The 16,971-nt window shown below is 42.5% G+C and carries 12 protein-coding genes; all 12 read right to left on the bottom strand.

Going from position 1 to position 16,971, the window contains the following annotated elements; all coding sequences use genetic code 11:
• Positions 1-39: 39 nt before the first annotated feature.
• The 12 genes from GKZ87_03635 to GKZ87_03580 all read right to left on the bottom strand — a co-directional run bounded on the left by GKZ87_03635 (position 40) and on the right by GKZ87_03580 (position 16,402).
• Positions 40-1,899 (bottom strand): ATP-binding cassette domain-containing protein, encoded by a 1,860-nt coding sequence (locus tag GKZ87_03635; protein ID QSI24662.1) that lies wholly within the window; start codon positions 1,897-1,899, stop codon positions 40-42.
• Positions 1,899-3,623 (bottom strand): ATP-binding cassette domain-containing protein, encoded by a 1,725-nt coding sequence (locus GKZ87_03630; GenBank protein QSI24661.1) that lies wholly within the window; start codon positions 3,621-3,623, stop codon positions 1,899-1,901. Before GKZ87_03630 ends, GKZ87_03635 begins: the two co-directional genes overlap by 1 nt.
• A 21-nt stretch (positions 3,624-3,644) precedes the next feature.
• Positions 3,645-4,073 carry a MarR family transcriptional regulator gene (locus GKZ87_03625; GenBank protein QSI24660.1) on the bottom strand — a complete coding sequence of 143 codons (429 nt, stop codon included), beginning with the start codon at positions 4,071-4,073 and terminating at the stop codon, positions 3,645-3,647.
• Between the two features lie 872 nt (positions 4,074-4,945).
• Positions 4,946-6,955, bottom strand: a complete 2,010-nt coding sequence (locus GKZ87_03620; protein QSI24659.1) for an FtsX-like permease family protein — start codon at positions 6,953-6,955, stop codon at positions 4,946-4,948.
• Positions 6,956-7,730: 775 nt separating this feature from the next.
• On the bottom strand, positions 7,731-8,387 hold the full coding sequence (locus GKZ87_03615) for a DUF1905 domain-containing protein (GenBank protein ID QSI24658.1): 657 nt from the start codon (positions 8,385-8,387) through the stop codon (positions 7,731-7,733).
• Between the two features lie 82 nt (positions 8,388-8,469).
• Complete coding sequence (locus GKZ87_03610; GenBank protein QSI24657.1) at positions 8,470-8,946, bottom strand: hypothetical protein; 477 nt, start codon at positions 8,944-8,946, stop codon at positions 8,470-8,472.
• A gap of 67 nt (positions 8,947-9,013) precedes the next feature.
• Positions 9,014-9,835 carry a vancomycin resistance protein gene (locus GKZ87_03605; GenBank protein QSI24656.1) on the bottom strand — a complete coding sequence of 274 codons (822 nt, stop codon included), beginning with the start codon at positions 9,833-9,835 and terminating at the stop codon, positions 9,014-9,016.
• A gap of 56 nt (positions 9,836-9,891) precedes the next feature.
• On the bottom strand, positions 9,892-10,236 hold the full coding sequence (locus GKZ87_03600) for a DUF2085 domain-containing protein (GenBank protein ID QSI24655.1): 345 nt from the start codon (positions 10,234-10,236) through the stop codon (positions 9,892-9,894).
• Positions 10,233-10,457, bottom strand: coding sequence for a hypothetical protein (locus GKZ87_03595; GenBank protein ID QSI24654.1), 225 nt, complete (start codon positions 10,455-10,457; stop codon positions 10,233-10,235). The genes GKZ87_03600 and GKZ87_03595 overlap by 4 nt, the downstream gene beginning before the upstream one ends.
• A gap of 653 nt (positions 10,458-11,110) precedes the next feature.
• A complete protein-coding gene (locus tag GKZ87_03590) occupies positions 11,111-14,362 on the bottom strand; it encodes a hypothetical protein (protein ID QSI27872.1) in 3,252 nt (1,083 codons plus the stop codon).
• Complete coding sequence (locus GKZ87_03585; protein QSI24653.1) at positions 14,313-14,981, bottom strand: DUF4194 domain-containing protein; 669 nt, start codon at positions 14,979-14,981, stop codon at positions 14,313-14,315. Before GKZ87_03585 ends, GKZ87_03590 begins: the two co-directional genes overlap by 50 nt.
• Positions 14,978-16,402, bottom strand: a complete 1,425-nt coding sequence (locus GKZ87_03580; GenBank protein QSI24652.1) for a hypothetical protein — start codon at positions 16,400-16,402, stop codon at positions 14,978-14,980. Before GKZ87_03580 ends, GKZ87_03585 begins: the two co-directional genes overlap by 4 nt.
• Positions 16,403-16,971: the final 569 nt, after the last annotated feature.

Genomic DNA, 16,971 nt, shown 5'->3' with positions numbered 1-16,971 from the left:
TCATGAGATACCTGTCACTTTATTTGCTTTTCCTTTGCGTTAATCCAATTCAAACTGACCCGTATAAAGCTGATAATATCTTCCTTTATCTGCAAGCAGCTCATCATGACTTCCACGCTCAATGATTTCTCCATGATCCAGAACCATAATCGCATTGGAATTACGCACAGTAGATAGCCGGTGTGCTATAACGAAGACTGTCCGGTTTTCCATCAGACGATCCATCCCCTTCTCAATCAGCTTTTCCGTACGTGTATCAATCGAGCTTGTAGCCTCATCCAAAATCAATACAGGAGGATTGGCAATAGCAGCCCGAGCAATGGCCAGCAGCTGTCGCTGTCCCTGTGAAAGATTGGCTCCATCGCCACTTAGCATGGTATCATACCCCTTTGGAAGCCGCTTGATAAAGCTATGTGCGTTCGCCAGCTTGGCAGCCTGAATTACATCATCCATATCCGCATGCAGATTACCATAACGTATATTATCTGCGATCGTTCCGGTAAATAAATGAGTATCCTGCAATACAATGGAAATAGAGCGGCGTAAATCATCCTTACGAATCAGCTTTACATCAATACCATCATACGTGATACTGCCGCTTTCTATATCATAAAAGCGATTGATCAGATTGGTAATCGTTGTTTTACCGGCACCGGTACTGCCTACAAATGCGATTTTCTGACCGGGCTTCGCATACAAATTGATACCCTTTAAAACAGGAACGCCTGGATCATAACCAAAAATCACATCATGAAAACGCACATCCCCACACAGCTCAACCAGATCCACACTGCCATCCTCATGCGGATGCCGCCAAGCCCAGTGTCCGGTATATTCCTGACATTCATGAAGGCTACCATCCTCATGTTTACGGATACGCGTCAGCGTTACATGTCCCTCATCCACTTCCTCACATTCCTCCATCATATCGAAAATACGCTCTGCACCAGCCATGGCAGCCAAAATAAAATTCAGCTGCTGCGTAAACTGATTGATTGGCATAGCGGTCTGCCGCACATATACAAGATAAGAGGCTAAAGCCCCCAGCCCGATTTCCCCACCTATCGCAAAGAAGCCGCCGATACATGCAACGATCGCATAATTGAAATATGAAATACTGACAACCGTTGGAATAGTTCTTCCCGAATACGTTAACGCCTCCGTGCTCGCCTCGCGCAGTCGCTCATTTCGGCGCTCAAACTCCTCGTAGTTCTGTTTCTCATGATTGAATACCTTAACTACCTTTACACCATCTACCATTTCTTCAATAAAGCCGTTCAGCTTTCCCATCGCAGCCTGCTGATGAGAAAAATAATATTTGCTCTTCTTACTGAAATACTGAATCATCAGATACATGATCACCATAAAGACCATGACAATCAGTGACAGCTTCCAATTCAGAATAAAAATAGCAAGCAACGTTCCTGTTATCATTACAAAGCTTTGAATCAGATTATCAAAGCAGTTATTCAATGCATCCTGTACCGTATCTAAATCATTTGTAAAATGGCTCATGACATCCCCATGCGTATTCGAATCAAAGAAACGAAGCGGCAGCTTCTGCATTTTGGAAAACAGATCCTCCCGAATTTCTTTAACAATGCTTTGTGCTGTATGTGTCATCAGCTGCTTATATATTGCTGTACACACTACACCACCTGCATACATGAGTGCCATAAACAAAATAGCTGCTGCCAGACCGTCATAATCATGTGGAAGTATATAGTTATCTATGATAGGATTCAATAGATAGGTTCCATACAGATTTGCACCTGCACTAACAATTACCAGCACACCGACAAACAACAGAGCAAATGTATGATTACCCAGATAACGAAGAAAAGTCCGTATTGTTTTTTTCATATTCTTCGGCTTTTTGCCTGTGATCTGCCTTGCCATTATAGACCAGCTCCTTCCTGTTGTGAGTAATAAATATCCTGATAGATTGGATCCTGTTCCAGCAGACTCTCATGGGTACCAATCGCATGAATTCTTCCATCATCCAGAATAATGATTTGATCAGCATGCTGAACAGAGGTAACACGCTGTGCAATAATGATTTTCGTCGTATCCTTTAAGGAAGCAAGACCTTCCCGGATACTGGCCTCCGTCGCCGTATCCACCGCACTTGTGGAATCATCAAAAATTAAAACCTTTGGTCGCTTCAGCAATGCTCTGGCAATACACAGCCGCTGCTTTTGCCCACCGGAAACATTGACACCACCCTGTCCAAGATCTGTATCATACCCCTTTGGAAAGCTTTTAATAAACTCGTCTACGCAGGCAATATGACATGCCCACGCAATATCCTCATCGCTCGCATTTTCATCTCCCCACAACAAATTATCACGAATCGTTCCACTAAACAGTGTGTTTTTCTGAAGTACCATGCCTACAGCATCGCGCAGATGTTCTACGGGGTATTCCTTTACACTTCGCCCATCAATCCTGATTTCTCCATCACTGACATCATAGAGTCTTGGTATCAGCTGAACCAGGGTTGTCTTTGCAGAGCCAGTTCCTCCCAGGATGCCAACCGTACTCCCCCTGTCTATATGCAGTGTGATATCACTTAATACATATTCCTCGGCATCCTCCTTATATTTAAAATACACATGGTCAAAATCTATTTCTCCACCCTGTACTGCCGCAGCTGCCTGGGGAAGATCACGAATATCCACTTCCTCATCCAAAACCTCAAGGATACGCTCCCCACTGGCAATCGATCTTGTCAGCATCAGAAATACGTTACTGATCATCATCAGGGAGTTTAAAATCTGTAATACATAGCTTAAAAATCCGGTCAGCTCCCCAACCTTCATCGTTCCTGCAAAAATCATGTTACCGCCAAACCAGATAATACATACAACTGTCGTATACATAACCAGCTGGAACAGAGGTAAATTCCATACAGAGGTGCGAAATGCATGCTCACTTGCTGAACGCAGACTGTTATTGACCTTCTCAAACTTCTCCTCCTCATAGCTGCCGCGCACATACGATTTCACAACCCGGATAGCATTCAGATTTTCCTGTACAATGGTATTCACCTTATCAATGGATGCCTGCATTAAACGATACAGCGGGCCGACTTTATGCACAATGATAAACAAAGAGATGCCCAGAATCGGAATAGCTATCAGAAATACGATGGCGAGCTGAGCATTGATGGTAAAGGTCAGAAAAAGTGCAGTAAGCAGCATTACAGGTGAGCGGACAATTGGGCGGACGCCATTGCTGATTGCTGTCTGCAATATGGTCACATCACTTGTCAGTCTGGTAATCAGTGAGGATGTGGAAAAGTGATCCGTATTCGCAAAGGAAAAGCTCTGCACCTTCGCAAATTCATCCTTGCGCAGCTCTGCACCAAAGCCCTGTCCTGCAGTTGCGGCATAACGCGCATATAAGATTCCCAATACCAGCGCAAGCAGGGCACAGATAATCATCTGCGCTCCCTTGATCAGAATGTAATTTTTATCTGCATTTGCCACGCCGACATCGATGATATCCGCCATAATAATCGGTATAATCAGCTCAAAGACAGTCTCCGCAACAACACAAAGACAACTGATTGCCAGATATTTTTTATATCGGCTCATATAGGGCCACATTCGTTTTAACATCTGTTTTTCCTCCTTGCTATTTTATTCCAGTGTTTTACCAGTCAGATTATGATACATTCTTCCCAGATATTCCCGGAACTGCTCTTTTTCTTCTTCGCTGAAGCCCTGCAGAGACTCCTCCTCGACCTGATGGCAATGTGTTTCCCAGGCCGTCAGCGCCTGTTCTCCCTTAGGAAGAATCTGCATGGAAAGCGCGCGCTTATTGGTCTCCACAACATGGCGCTTCAGCATTTTTTGCTCCTCCAGATTATTAAGTATACGGGACACTGTCGCACATTCCACATCACAGGCTGCCGCGATATCCTTCAGCATACAATTCTTGTTTGCTGCCACATACCGTAAGACCTTTGGCTGACCAGGAGATAAACCAAATTCCTGCATATTCTGGCGAATCCGGTTTCTCTGTGCATGAAATGTTTTAAACATCATAAAGTGAAATGCTGTTTTCATACTGCCACCTCCATTATTAGCAACCTAATTATTAGCATACTAAATATACTGCTTCCATGCAATTCTGTCAATGCCAGTCTCTGCTCTTTAGCCCCTATCAACAGGTATACGCTGTGCATAGTCCAATAACCATGATGATTTATATGCACATACCAAAATAATGCGCAAGAAAAGCTCCTCCTTTACGCTATTGTCATACAAGCTGCTTTCATTGACATTATCACCCTCATTTCATTTGTAGGTATGTTAACAAAACCAACAGCTCTTTTGTATTCACCCTATTTGCATATTATTGTAAGTCTAGCTGATATCCTTTATATACGACTTTTCATCAGAGCTGCTCTTTTTATATAAGGCTTTACATTCAGAATATGCTCTTTTCACTATATGTTTTTCATGCTGACCTCAGCGCTTTTGTTCCTATATACCCCAATATATTTCAGAGTAGTTGACAAACAGGCTTATCTTCCCTTCGATTATCAAAAAGCATGTGAATAAGGCACAAAAAAAAGGATGCTCTTTTTCTGCAATCTGAAATGAACCCCTTTCATTTGGTTGTCCAAATAATTGGGTTCACTTCAATCTTGTCTACAGCAACAGCATCCTGGTAAAATACAAGTTGTTATAAAATGATTCATATCATACAGTTTGTATATTCGCTCTTACGTATACATTGTAATAGAAATAAATCAGCGGATATTTATATAAAAACAGAAATTATCAGCATTCCATGTATATGATGTAAATAAACGGTCTGTGAGCATGCATGTATGCATGACAGCAAATTGATTAGATATCCACTCTTCTTTTCACCTTTTTTTCAAATGCCCTCCACGCCCTTTTTATACATATAACCTGCGCTTCTCTGTCCTTTATTTCTGAGGTTTACTCTGCTTACCAGCGGGATTTTGTACAGCCGCACGATATCCGTAATATGTAATCACAAAATAAGAGCCGTAGATCAGCAGAACAATTCCCCCTGTCATCAGATTGGTTTTCCACATATCCTGAAGTCCAAACAAGAAGGAGAATGCATTGGATACCACGGGAACTCCCACCATCGCATGAACAACAGCAAGACTTAACGGAAGCATAAAATATATGGCAATCTGTCCGCATATGGAACGGTTAATCATTCGCTGCGGTGTACCTATTTTACGCAGAATATCATAGGTAGTCTTATTGTCATCCGCATTACTCAGCTGCTGTAAAGCAAGAACTGCCGCACTGGATACCAAAAATACAATTCCCAGATATAATCCGATATATATAAACAGCATTCCGGAGCCAAGAGAGCTTTCCTTCACCTCATCACGGGTAACTCCGGAATAATGATATCCCGCAATCGCAGACTGCCTTGCATACTCTTCAAGATTCTGCTTCACGGTCTCATTGTACCTGCTTATTTGTTTTTCCTGAGAAAGATTGATATTCCAGTAGGTACGGACGGGCCTTTGTCCCTGTAGTACTGCGTCCGGAACAACAACCGCCAGCATGATATCCGGCATATACCCTGTACTCAGCATACTCACTTCGTTTTTCTTATCCGTGAGCGTCAGCTTATCATCAAAAACGGTTACTGCTTTATGCTGTTGAGAGGATGCTGTAAAAGCATCCAGAATATCCTTTCTTCCACTTATGAAAAATGCTTCATCCTCTGCTAAGGAAACACGTTTCTTTCCCTGTGCTGCCATAGCTTTATTATAATCGCTCAAGGATACATAATCCAAAGCTGCATCCTGATACAGTGTATCCTTATCTGCCCCCTGCATGAGAGGAAGAACCGATTTCAATGTAGTCTTATCACCATATACATTTACCTGATTCCATTCTTTGCTATTGTTAACCATGAGAAGCCGCATCATATCCTGTTCACTGATTACCTCATCCTGCATGTATGTATACATATACGGTGTTGTCTGTTCTACACTTTCCAGCAGTGTATGATGCAGGGAGAAGCCGCAGGAGAGAGCACCGATAGCCAGCAGAAGCATCAGACACACAATCCCCATCGCTGTACTCGCAGAGCTGATCTTTGCATTGATTTGCCGCAGTACGACCATGTGCAAATCACGGTAATAGGTTCGTTTACTAAGACGGATAAATTGAATAAGAAAGCCGGATAAGGACACAAAAAACAATATTGTCCCAATCCCTCCGATCAACAATATCGGAAGCAGCATAACAGCAAACATCTGTAATGAAGCGGTCGCCATGTAGTAAGCAGTACCAAGGAGTATAAGAGAAAGCAGAAGAACAAGAACTGAAATCCACGAGCTGCGCATTCTTGTTGTTTCCATCTTTTTCTTTGCCTGGAGGAGATCAATCAGCTTTACCTTTGCAATGACTCTGGTATTCAGCAGCATAATAACTATGAAGATCACGGTGAATGACACGATTGTGGATACTGCACTCGATAACGAAAAAATAAAGTGAAAGCTTACAGCAACCTGCAGCATACCGGCACTGAAAAGTCCCAGCAGCCAGGAGCAGAGAATCCCCAACAAAAGCCCGCTCAGCAGAGAAAGCACACCGACTGCCATTGTTTCATAAACCAGAATTTTCGATATATCCCGCTTTGGCATCCCCAACAGCATATATACACCAAATTCCTGCTTCCTTCTGCGAATTAAAAAGTTATTGGCATATAAAATCAGAAAAGCCAGAACAATAGCTACAAACACAGACAATACATTCATAAATTGCCCCACTGTCTGCAGCACCGTCGATTGTGACGCATTCAGATTTAAAATCTGTTCCTGTGCAGAAAACGAATTAAACGTATAAAACAAACATACAGAAAACATCAGAGTCATAAAATAAACAAAGTAATCCTTATAGCTTTTCTTCACATTGCGAAAAGCAAGTTTTGAAAATTTCATACCAGCACCTCATCTCTAATGAAATTATAAAAAAATCATCAGCTCTGTGCCATGGATGTCCCTTACATTCACCTTTCATAATTGTAATACTAAAGCATTTCCGTTTCACGTTCCATTCGTTAAGCATCCGTTTCCTTGTCATTAGGATACTGATACCATTCCTTTTCTGCCATGAAAGGATTTCAGATTACTATATGGTATACAGGCATAAATACTGCAAAGTAATTAAAAAAAATAATCGTCATAAGGCTCTCACTCACTTTTGCGTATAACAAAAAAGAGATTTTAACACCCATTGACCTATATCCAATAGCTTTTAAATCCCTTAATCTTTCAATCTCCATGTTCGTATAGGTGCTTTTATGATAATAACTTTGTACAAAATCAACATGCTTCCTCACGCTTAATCCTGCACGAATCATCCCAGAAGATACTTATTCTCTCGATTCGCTATCTGTAAGGGTATCAATTTATACTTGACATAACCGCCAACAATTAGTGGTTCCTGTTCACAATGCACTTTCGCTTCTTCGCAATTATTTGTTTTCAGAGTATACATCCCTGCCATTCCTGGATTCCCTTAACGTACACCGCAGATTTCTAATATTTCATCAATGTTTAGCCATCTTATGGGATTCACATGCCCCATAACTACCTTTTTATTGGTCTGTGATAGCTCCAGCTTTTCTCAAGCATTCCTATATACATATACGTAACCATATGAACCCTCTTTTCTGATTATGAATATAGATATATCTTACCAGATAACATGATATTACACAGCTTCGATTTTCAAATAGCCGATAATATCCTCAAAATCAATCTGCATCGTGTCATAAAACGTTCCCTTATAATATAAAGCAAAATGGTTTCTTTCCTTCCCCCGTACTGTAACAATGCAGCACTTTGGTAATACAAATGCCGTTTTATTCGTATATGTAAGCTTATCCTCATGCGCAATACCAAAATAATTCAATGCCTCTATCACCTTGGAAAAGGAGCATTGCCATGCCTTTGCCTGCATAAAAGCTATGACCTCTTCCACAGGCAGTCCTGTAAGCATAGCGATACAGCATTGTCCACAATATCCTGTTTTGGAATACGTAACCCTTTCTATATGGTCAATTTTGCGTATAGGATTTTCTATTGTATAGGGACTGTCATGATTGATTCGTGTTAGCTCAGGTATTATTTCAAAGGAAACATTTATGTCGCGGTCACAGGTAATGCTATGTGCGACAGCCTTTGAAACAGGAATCACATAAAAGCCGCTCCCTTTTGGAATCAGCCTGCATTCAAACATAGCTTCCTCCAGCATAACCCTTACAGGAATAACTCCTTTTTTATTGCATTTCTCATATACATTGAAAGGAATTCTGATAAAATAACGATTTCCCTGTCTGTATATACGCTCCGCGAATGCATATTCCATCCCTTATCTACCTCCTGCTCTGGCTGAATCAGTCTTCACATCCGGCTTGTCTCACAGCCTGCCTGAAATTTACTGAAGTATATCAGATTCGACGGGCATGCAAATCATAATTGACCTGCCAGCTGCCATCATCCTGTACCATAACATCCTGCCAGTGAAAGCTTTGATCCGCAATTTCAACAAACACCCATTTTCTTCTTTCATCCTCTGTATTGGTAAGGACGATTTTATTATCAACCTTGTTGGCTTCAAACCGCATTATTTTCCCCGTATAGCCATAGGCGATATCCCAGGCATTGGTAGCCGGATTATAGATACGAAGCGTAGTTCCATATTCATAACCAGGTAATAGAATTACATCTTGAATAGCCATTCCATCTAAAATCCAGGAGAAATGCCATTCCCCTTTCAGCACCTTTAATGTTTTACAGTCGATATACTCAATGCTCCAGCTTCCAATCAGCTTTTCAAAGTAATTAGCCTCCGAAGGTAAAGCGCTATTTTTTCCATCACATGTCAATCTATTAAAAAAATTATGCACGAAGCGTCCTCCTCTCATAAAACAGTAATTTCAGCATAGGTGTCCACGATTTCCCTACGCATTATACAAATACAGCTGCTGCGTATCACTGACTATCCAGTAACGGCTGATACATCATCATGGCATGATTCTCAGCTACCATAATTTCCTCCAGCAGCGTTCCTTCCTCAGACAGTGTGAGCCGATAGAGCTGGTTATGTCGGCTGTAGCCACCCCACCATTCCCTGCGTATTTCATGATTACGCTCAATGACTTCATAATGCACCTTTAACGGATTAAGCATTCTCCATTCTCCGTGCAAATATGTTTCTCCCACATGCAGACATAGCTGAAAGGGCTGCTCACTCGGATTGTAGATCATCAAATCGCCATAGGGATAAAAGCAGGTAGCACCGCTTCCAAAGGGCTGTGTCCGGTTAGCGTCCGGAAACACATCATAACCGTGGCGATGCCGTTCGACAATCTCCAGCGGTGTATGCAGCGTGATCCAGAACAATAGATTTGACAACTGACACAAGCCTCCGCCAATGCCGTATACAATCGTACCATCCTTCAGCATCATACCCTTTTTATATCCTTTTGCCGCTGACGGCTTCCCTATTATTTTCCAATAGCTCAATGTCTCCTTAGGATTTATGATTACCTTGTCCAGCTGCTTCACTGCCAGACGCAGATTCACTACTTTATTTTCCTGATATACTTCTTCCTCTTTTGTAAGATTCCGTTTCAGCAGACTCTTATGGGAAAAACAGACAATGGGATACGTTTCCTTTTCACATTTCAAGGCAAACGTTCTGTCAGAGGTATACCAGGATATATATCTGCGCCATGTATAATACCAGCCTCCCAGCATCAGGCGAAAATCTGAACGTTTTTTTGTACGCAGATCATTTTTTTCATTTATCATAACCGTACTCCTTTTCCTATAGACGATGATGCTTCCTTGAATTCAAATGGCTGCTGTTATTTAAGCACCGTCATGATACAGGCACGAAATAAACCAAGGAATGCGATACCACAAAGCGTCCCTGTAAGCAACCTCCTGCAATTTGTCGATGGCCGTATTTCTGCCGCCTGCAGGCCCCAGTCCGCAAGCATTAGCAGCAGGAAGCCTCCATAAATGTACAAGGGTAATGTTATGGAACAAACCCACATGAAAATACCGATGGCATAACCGAGGTATACCCCGCAGCATCTGGCACAGACCGGACACTGGTAGCCATGCACAAAAAAGCTGCGCTCCACCTTTTGATGGCAGGAATGAGAAAACAGATGCATCAAAAAAAGCCAAATTCGCTGTGCCTTCATCGGTTAAATCTGGCACCGCAGTCATTACATATACAGATGGTTCTTCGCCGTTCCCCATCAGCACAGCACAATCCGCAAAGCATACCGATCGGGCCAAAACAAATTGCCCCCAGAATGCCGCTTGGCAAATCATAGCTTTCATTACTGCGTTCTTCAATAATTCTCAGATTTCTACTACCGCATTTGGGACAGCAGACATTATCATATTCTTGATGATACATATGGTTACCTCCTGATGAGACACACTCATTCTCTGTTACTGATAAAACTAATGTAAACCTGCACAATCCTGTATGTTTTTGAATTGCACTCATGATATTCATATGATAACAGTTATTTGTTTTCTGAAGGAAAGTGCTGATGGAAATCAAAGGCTCTGTAGCACCGGTGAAATATCCGTTCAGCTAAAACTGCTTTTTAAATATACAGGAAGCAGAGCTCTTTTGCTTTCATACCGAAATCGCCAGTACCGAATATTTTTCGCTATCGCGCAACATCCGCTATCTAACCGCTATACATAAGTACCTTCTGCTTCCATTGTATAGGATAATGGACAAAAAGAAAAGAGGAAAGTTCATTCCTCCATCTTGGTGGATAGTTTATGATACTGTCTGTCAACTGAATACAGTAAGATTGGAGCTATGCTATATCAGAGGCAATATATCCGCTAGATTCCCTGTCTAAGCAAAATAGGAAAACGGCAGATACAGAAGACCTTTCAGCAATTATCATGTCCTATCGTAACCTTGTCATAGATAAGAAAATCGTTTATATATAGCAAAATAGCAAAAATCATACCCCAAGCTATTAACGGCTAAGGGATTTGCATACATACTGCAAAAATAAGCATATTCTGTAGTTCTCTCATAAGCCCTTAGGCAGCTATGGTTTCCTTCTGACTCCATCTTTGAACCGAGGAAACACGCTGTCCGTTTTTCTCATCCGTAGTCGCAATCAGTGTCGCATCCGCAACCTTGCTCAGATTGGATATCTTATCTGTAGGCGTTACGATGATTGCCTGAAAGCCAAGTGATTTCAACAGATAGATGCACTCCTCTATACGCTCATTATCCATCTTGTCAAAGGCCTCATCGAAAATTGCCAGCTGCAATCCGTCATTTCCTGCATCATATACACTGAATAAAGAAACAAGCACAGCGACATAAAACGGAGTCTGTGTTTCTCCGCCGGAGCTGGAGCCAATCGTTGCACGCAGCGAATTTCCATTATCCAGAATATCAAACTTCAGATATGTGGTGAAGCGTGAAAGCATCTGTACCTCTTTTTGCAGCTCCTGATATTTCTTCGGATCCTCCATGGAAGAAAGAGAGGAAATTTTATCAAACAATTCATGAATGAGCTCTTCATTTTCCTCATATACCTTTGTATTTAACAGATTGTGACCGTTTAGCTCCTTATTGGTAATCAGATTGTAATACTCCCGGTAATCCTCATTACAGGTACATACGAACTCATAGCTGGAGCGTCCGAATTTATGCTTTCTGATGGAACGGTTCAGGCGGTCAATCTGTGTCCGTACATTTTCAATCTTACTGTTAATGGCACTGAAGAAGTTATTCTGAAAGCATTCATAGGCCTTCTGCTCAGCAAGCGCACATTTATCAATATATGCCTCTACTACATTTTCAGAATGCTTTTCATACTCCCGCTCATAATCATCGCACATAAAATTTGGATTCAACGCAATGCGGAAGGTATCGTTGTAATGTGTTTTTTTCGTAATCAGTTCCACCTTGGACAGTTCCATATGATTATTCAACTCACGCAGTGCTTCCTCCAGCTGCTTCTGCTTTCTGCGTATGGCATCCACTGCCGTGACGGCCGCAATCGAATTCGGTATGCCATTTTCCGGTTTCTTTGCTTCCTGAAGACGCTGCTGTAGCTCCTGTATGCGGGAATTGCATAGCTTCATGTCGTCCTCCAGCCTGTGGCGGCGGCTTCCCTGCTCCACCTGCAGCATGTAAAGCTCATTCTTCTTTTTCTTTGCTTCCTCAATCTTTTGATCCAGCACCAGCAGCTCCTGCAAGGATTCCGGTGTCTGCGCAGCACGCAGCTCTTTAATTTTGTGCTCCAGTGCTTCCACATCCTTTGCCTTGTGTAAGCCGTCCTTTAACTGACGGATGAAGTCATCACTGATGATCTGCTGCAGGTGCACGGCCTGTAATATCTGTGTGATTGCTTCCAGCTTTTTGCATGACGCTGCACTTTTCTGAATCTGCAGTATCGTTTCCTGCAGCTGCTTTTCAATGGAATCCGAGCCGATGAATGGTACCTGATACAATGCCGGATTCATATGGGATACCGCATATCCGCTGTACAGCATACAATCACTGGTAATGCTTACCGGATAGCTTCGCAATGTGTCTTCTTCCTCACAGCAGACAACCCTGCCCAGCAGATACTCCACATAGGGCGCTACATCCTTTCGCTCAACATGAACACAGTCATACAGCGTTTTCGCATCCGGGCGTTTTCCTGGCTTTGCTTTGGCGATATCCACAATGGAATAGGTATGTATGTTTTTTTCTTCTTTGATCGCACGATAAATACGGTAGGCATCCATAAAATACTCTGCTTCCACCACCAGATTCAGCTTCTGGTTATGGATATAGCCTTCAATTGCATTTCTCCAGCTTTCATCCTCAATACGGAACAAATCCGCAAGTATGCATACCTCCACAGGTCTGCCAACCTGCTGTGCCAGCCGCTTTGTTAACTCCTGCTTTAATAGAAGAAGCTTTTGGGGATAGGTCTTTCTTCCTGCCTCCAGCTCCTGCCGACTTGCGCGAAGTGCGGCAAGCTCCTCCCTCTTTTCCTGCAGCGTATTGTGCAGACTTCCGCGAACAGAGGCTATCTGCTCCTCAATTTCCTGCATTTGTGTTTGCAGCTCAAGATAGGCTTCCAGATCAAAAGCTGACAGCTGCTGTGCCGCATGGATGGATTTTCTTACGGCCAGCTTCTTGGCGGATAAATCAAAGGCTTCCAGCTGTAATGCCTCATAATCTTCGATTTCCTCCAGCTGCTCCAGCTGTTCTTCCAGAACTTCCCCCTTCCGTATCAGCTGCTGCTGAACAGCCGCCGTATCCGTTTTCAAAAGATTTTGCTGCTCCACATAATGCTGTATCTTTTGCTCCAGAATATCTGCTTCATTATCCTTACGGGCATCCCGCAGTTCTTCCATATCCTTCTCAACAAGCTTTCGCTGCTCCTCGGTTTCCTTTGATTGCTGCATCAGCTTCTGATATCCCCTGGTATAGGCTTCATACTGTGCAGCTGCTTCCTTATGCTCCAAAACCATACCGTGATATTTTGCAGCCTCCTGCTCGATACGCAGCGTATCCAAACGCTCCTGTTCCCTGCAAATATCCGTATACTGCTCATGAATTAGGGATAGCTGTTCCTTTTTTTGCCGAACGGTTTCCAGTTGTTCCTTCATCTGCCGGTAATCCTTAATTTCCTCCTGCATTTCCTCCAGGTTCAGGTCTTCCTCCTCCTGACAGACATTCTTTACAATAAATTCCGAGATATTCATCATCGGAGTATAGGCTACTGCCATCTTGAATACATCAAAGAAACGCTGATCCTTTATCAGCATCCGCTGACGGAAATAGTTTTTATAATCCAGATGTGTCGTAAACATACGGCAGCTGCGATCCTGAAAGCTGTCCAGCAGCTTTCTCATACGCCGGATATCAAACACGGTTCCCCCATCCATAAAGCAATGCTCGGGAATCGGCTGATTCATCATGTAATAGCGGTGCTCCAGCTCTCCTCGCGTTGGCCCGCTAACATCAAACACGATACCAAAGCAATATACATTCTGCTTTTCATCCTCAAATTCCATACACAAATGCGAGCTGAACATTCCTTTATCGCGTTTAAAGGTACCATCTTTATATTTTCCTTTTAAATAACCCATCAGATCCCTGGTGGTTTTATCATTTGCTGACTTATTGAAAATGGAATTATCCGTACGCCCCAGTATTACCAGCTGCATGGCGTCAATTAAGGCAGACTTCCCCTCTCCGGTTTTCCCGCTCAGAAAGACGATATCCTCAAAGCTCAGAATCGTTTTCTCGTAATACAGCCAGTTGATCAGCAGCATCCGCTTCAGCTTCATCGTCTTCCTCTCCTTCCTCATTTCGTATCTTCATCAGTATTTCCTCCACCCGCTTTGGTGTCAGAACACAGGTGATATAAGGTAACACCCAGATCAGGTCTTCCTCTCCCTGTGCATATTTCTGAATAATATTCAGTCTCTGCAAAGATTGCAATGCCGCATGCACCTGCTGCATAGGCGGTCTGGCATTTACCATGGCAAATACATCCACCAAAAGCCGCAACAGCTCATTGACTGAAATACGAATCGTCAATGATGCATCCAGCTCCAGCATTTTCTCTTCATAATAATTGCGAAGTATGAGCAGCAGCTGTGTTTCCAGCTTTGTCAAACGGTAACGGCAAGCGCAGTCCTCACGTTCATTGACAAGATAAATCATTCCCATATAGGAAGATCGTTCCTTATATAGCAGCCATCCCGCAAAGCGCAGATATTCTTCAAAGCAGTCCCAGTGATCATTGATAAATACATAATCTGCATTTCGCTCCTTCTTTTCAAACTGCTTGATTTTCGCATACTGATAGATACAATTTTCTGCGAGAAGTATATTCACGATCCGGGCAAATTCCTCCCGATCCTTCAAATCCAGTTGTTCTACTTTCATTTTGTTTCCTTCCTTTTAATCAACAGATTGGGATATTGAAAATTCCCCTCTGTAATGCCCTCCTCATGATTGGGCAGCAGCGTCGCATGTACATCCATCTTCCGATCACGTCCATACACATAGACCAGAATGGAGCGGATATAGTCATCCATATCTCTGACACCGATATCCTTCAGCTTACCGTAAGCTTCTCCCTTCAGCTTTTCCGCATAATAGGCGGAGATGCTTTCTCTGGTAAAACGGGAATAGCGGTCAAAGCCAATGCGTTTTTCAAGCTCCTCCTGATTCTGCGTCCCCTCCTCAAAGGCAAAGGTCATGACCTCGCGCTCATCCCTGCGCGTGCGCCGATGAAAGGTATACACCTCATCACGTTCCATATAACGCGTCTGCTGAGCATTGATTGTTTCACTAACGAGATCACACATTTTCTGCGGTTCTTCTTTCATATGATGCAGCAGCTCCACAAGCTTTCCCTTTAATCCCTGATCACTATTGCACAGATACATGATTTTCTGTTTTGCGAGACGACGGTAGCCTGCATCGCTGTCTACCAGCTGTGTTGTCAGGGTTTCCACAATGTAGAGATCGTTATACATGGAATACAGCATATCCTCTATATGCTTTCTGGCTGTATCCCGACTGGATACACGGTAATGACTAACAGCACTGTCAACGATTTTCTCTTTCAGAGCTTCTTCCTGTAGCAGGGCTTCCAATATGGTTGCGACAGGATTCTTGAATCGCTTCAGGCTATCCTCGACAAGTGTGGGAAACACATAACCCTCTACAATATCCCCATAGTATACATCAAAAAAATCATGATAAATTCTGGTGGATGCCTTTTTCACCTGAATTGCATAATAGTCCCGTATTCTTGCATTCGTCTGTTCCAGTGTCAGAATCAGCTCCTTGAAATCCGCATAGGCATTACGGATATGCTGGTAGCTATCCTCTATTTTCACAGGGTCTTCCATATCCTTCAGGGAAGCATGAATACGAATCAGATAACCAATCTGTTCTCGTTCCTTGATAATATCATTCACAAAGGAAATAAACACACGGCTATGATATGGCAGGGATACCATTTTTTTCATTGTGTCCATATGCAGATCAACATGAATCCACGTATGCTTTTCAAACAGCCGCAATAGAAACTGTATATCGCGTCCATACACATCCTTTTCCTGACGAAGCTCTTTTTCTATATCACTGTATTCTGCTTCCTCCCGGAAGTCGATTTCATATTTTCGATCCTGTACATAATCCTCCAGTAAATCCTGAAGCAGGGCGCGCTCCATGCTCATGGTCTGATTACGGTAAATACACGTATGAATCTGCAGAAGCAGATCAACATAAATATCCCGGTTCTTCGATACCAGTATGGTAAAGAAGGAGGGATCCATTTTTTCAAATAAGGACATGTCAGCCCACCTCCAAAAACATTCGTCCTTTTATTTTACTATAAGAGAGGTAAAATATCCATGACTTTAGAAGCATGAGATAAAATAAAAACAGTGTCATTCTGTTTTACACGTATGAAAAAGAAGCCGGCAATGGCAAGCTCTGTAATCGTTGCTGATACAGAAATAAAGGCTATTCACATTGAGATATCTACTGAAGCATATCATCAGAGGAAATATCGACTGCATGCATAGAAAAGAGGTTACTTTATACAGACGCTTATCACTTCAGAATACAGGTATAGCATATAAGACATAAAAAATGTAAAAGAGGAAGGAATCGAATGTGTTTCTTTCTCACTTTCAGGCACGCGACGAGATATGAAATACAAAAGGATTGATAAACCTTGTATATAAATTCACAATTCACATATACCCGAATGTCGAGATAAAACCATACATCTCTGAAGCCTTCCTTTTTCAGATAAAGCAATTTTACACGTAGGCATTCTTTTCTATATGCAAGCGCCTTACAGGTTTATTTATGCGGTAATAGATGCAAAGCACGCCTTTATCACCATAGTTCCATA

The organism is Erysipelotrichaceae bacterium 66202529 (assembly GCA_017161075.1).
In the GTDB taxonomy this organism is placed as follows: domain Bacteria; phylum Bacillota_I; class Bacilli_A; order Erysipelotrichales; family Erysipelotrichaceae; genus Clostridium_AQ.
The sequence above is the reverse complement of the archived record's forward strand: the minus strand, read 5'-3'. Positions and strand labels throughout refer to the sequence as shown.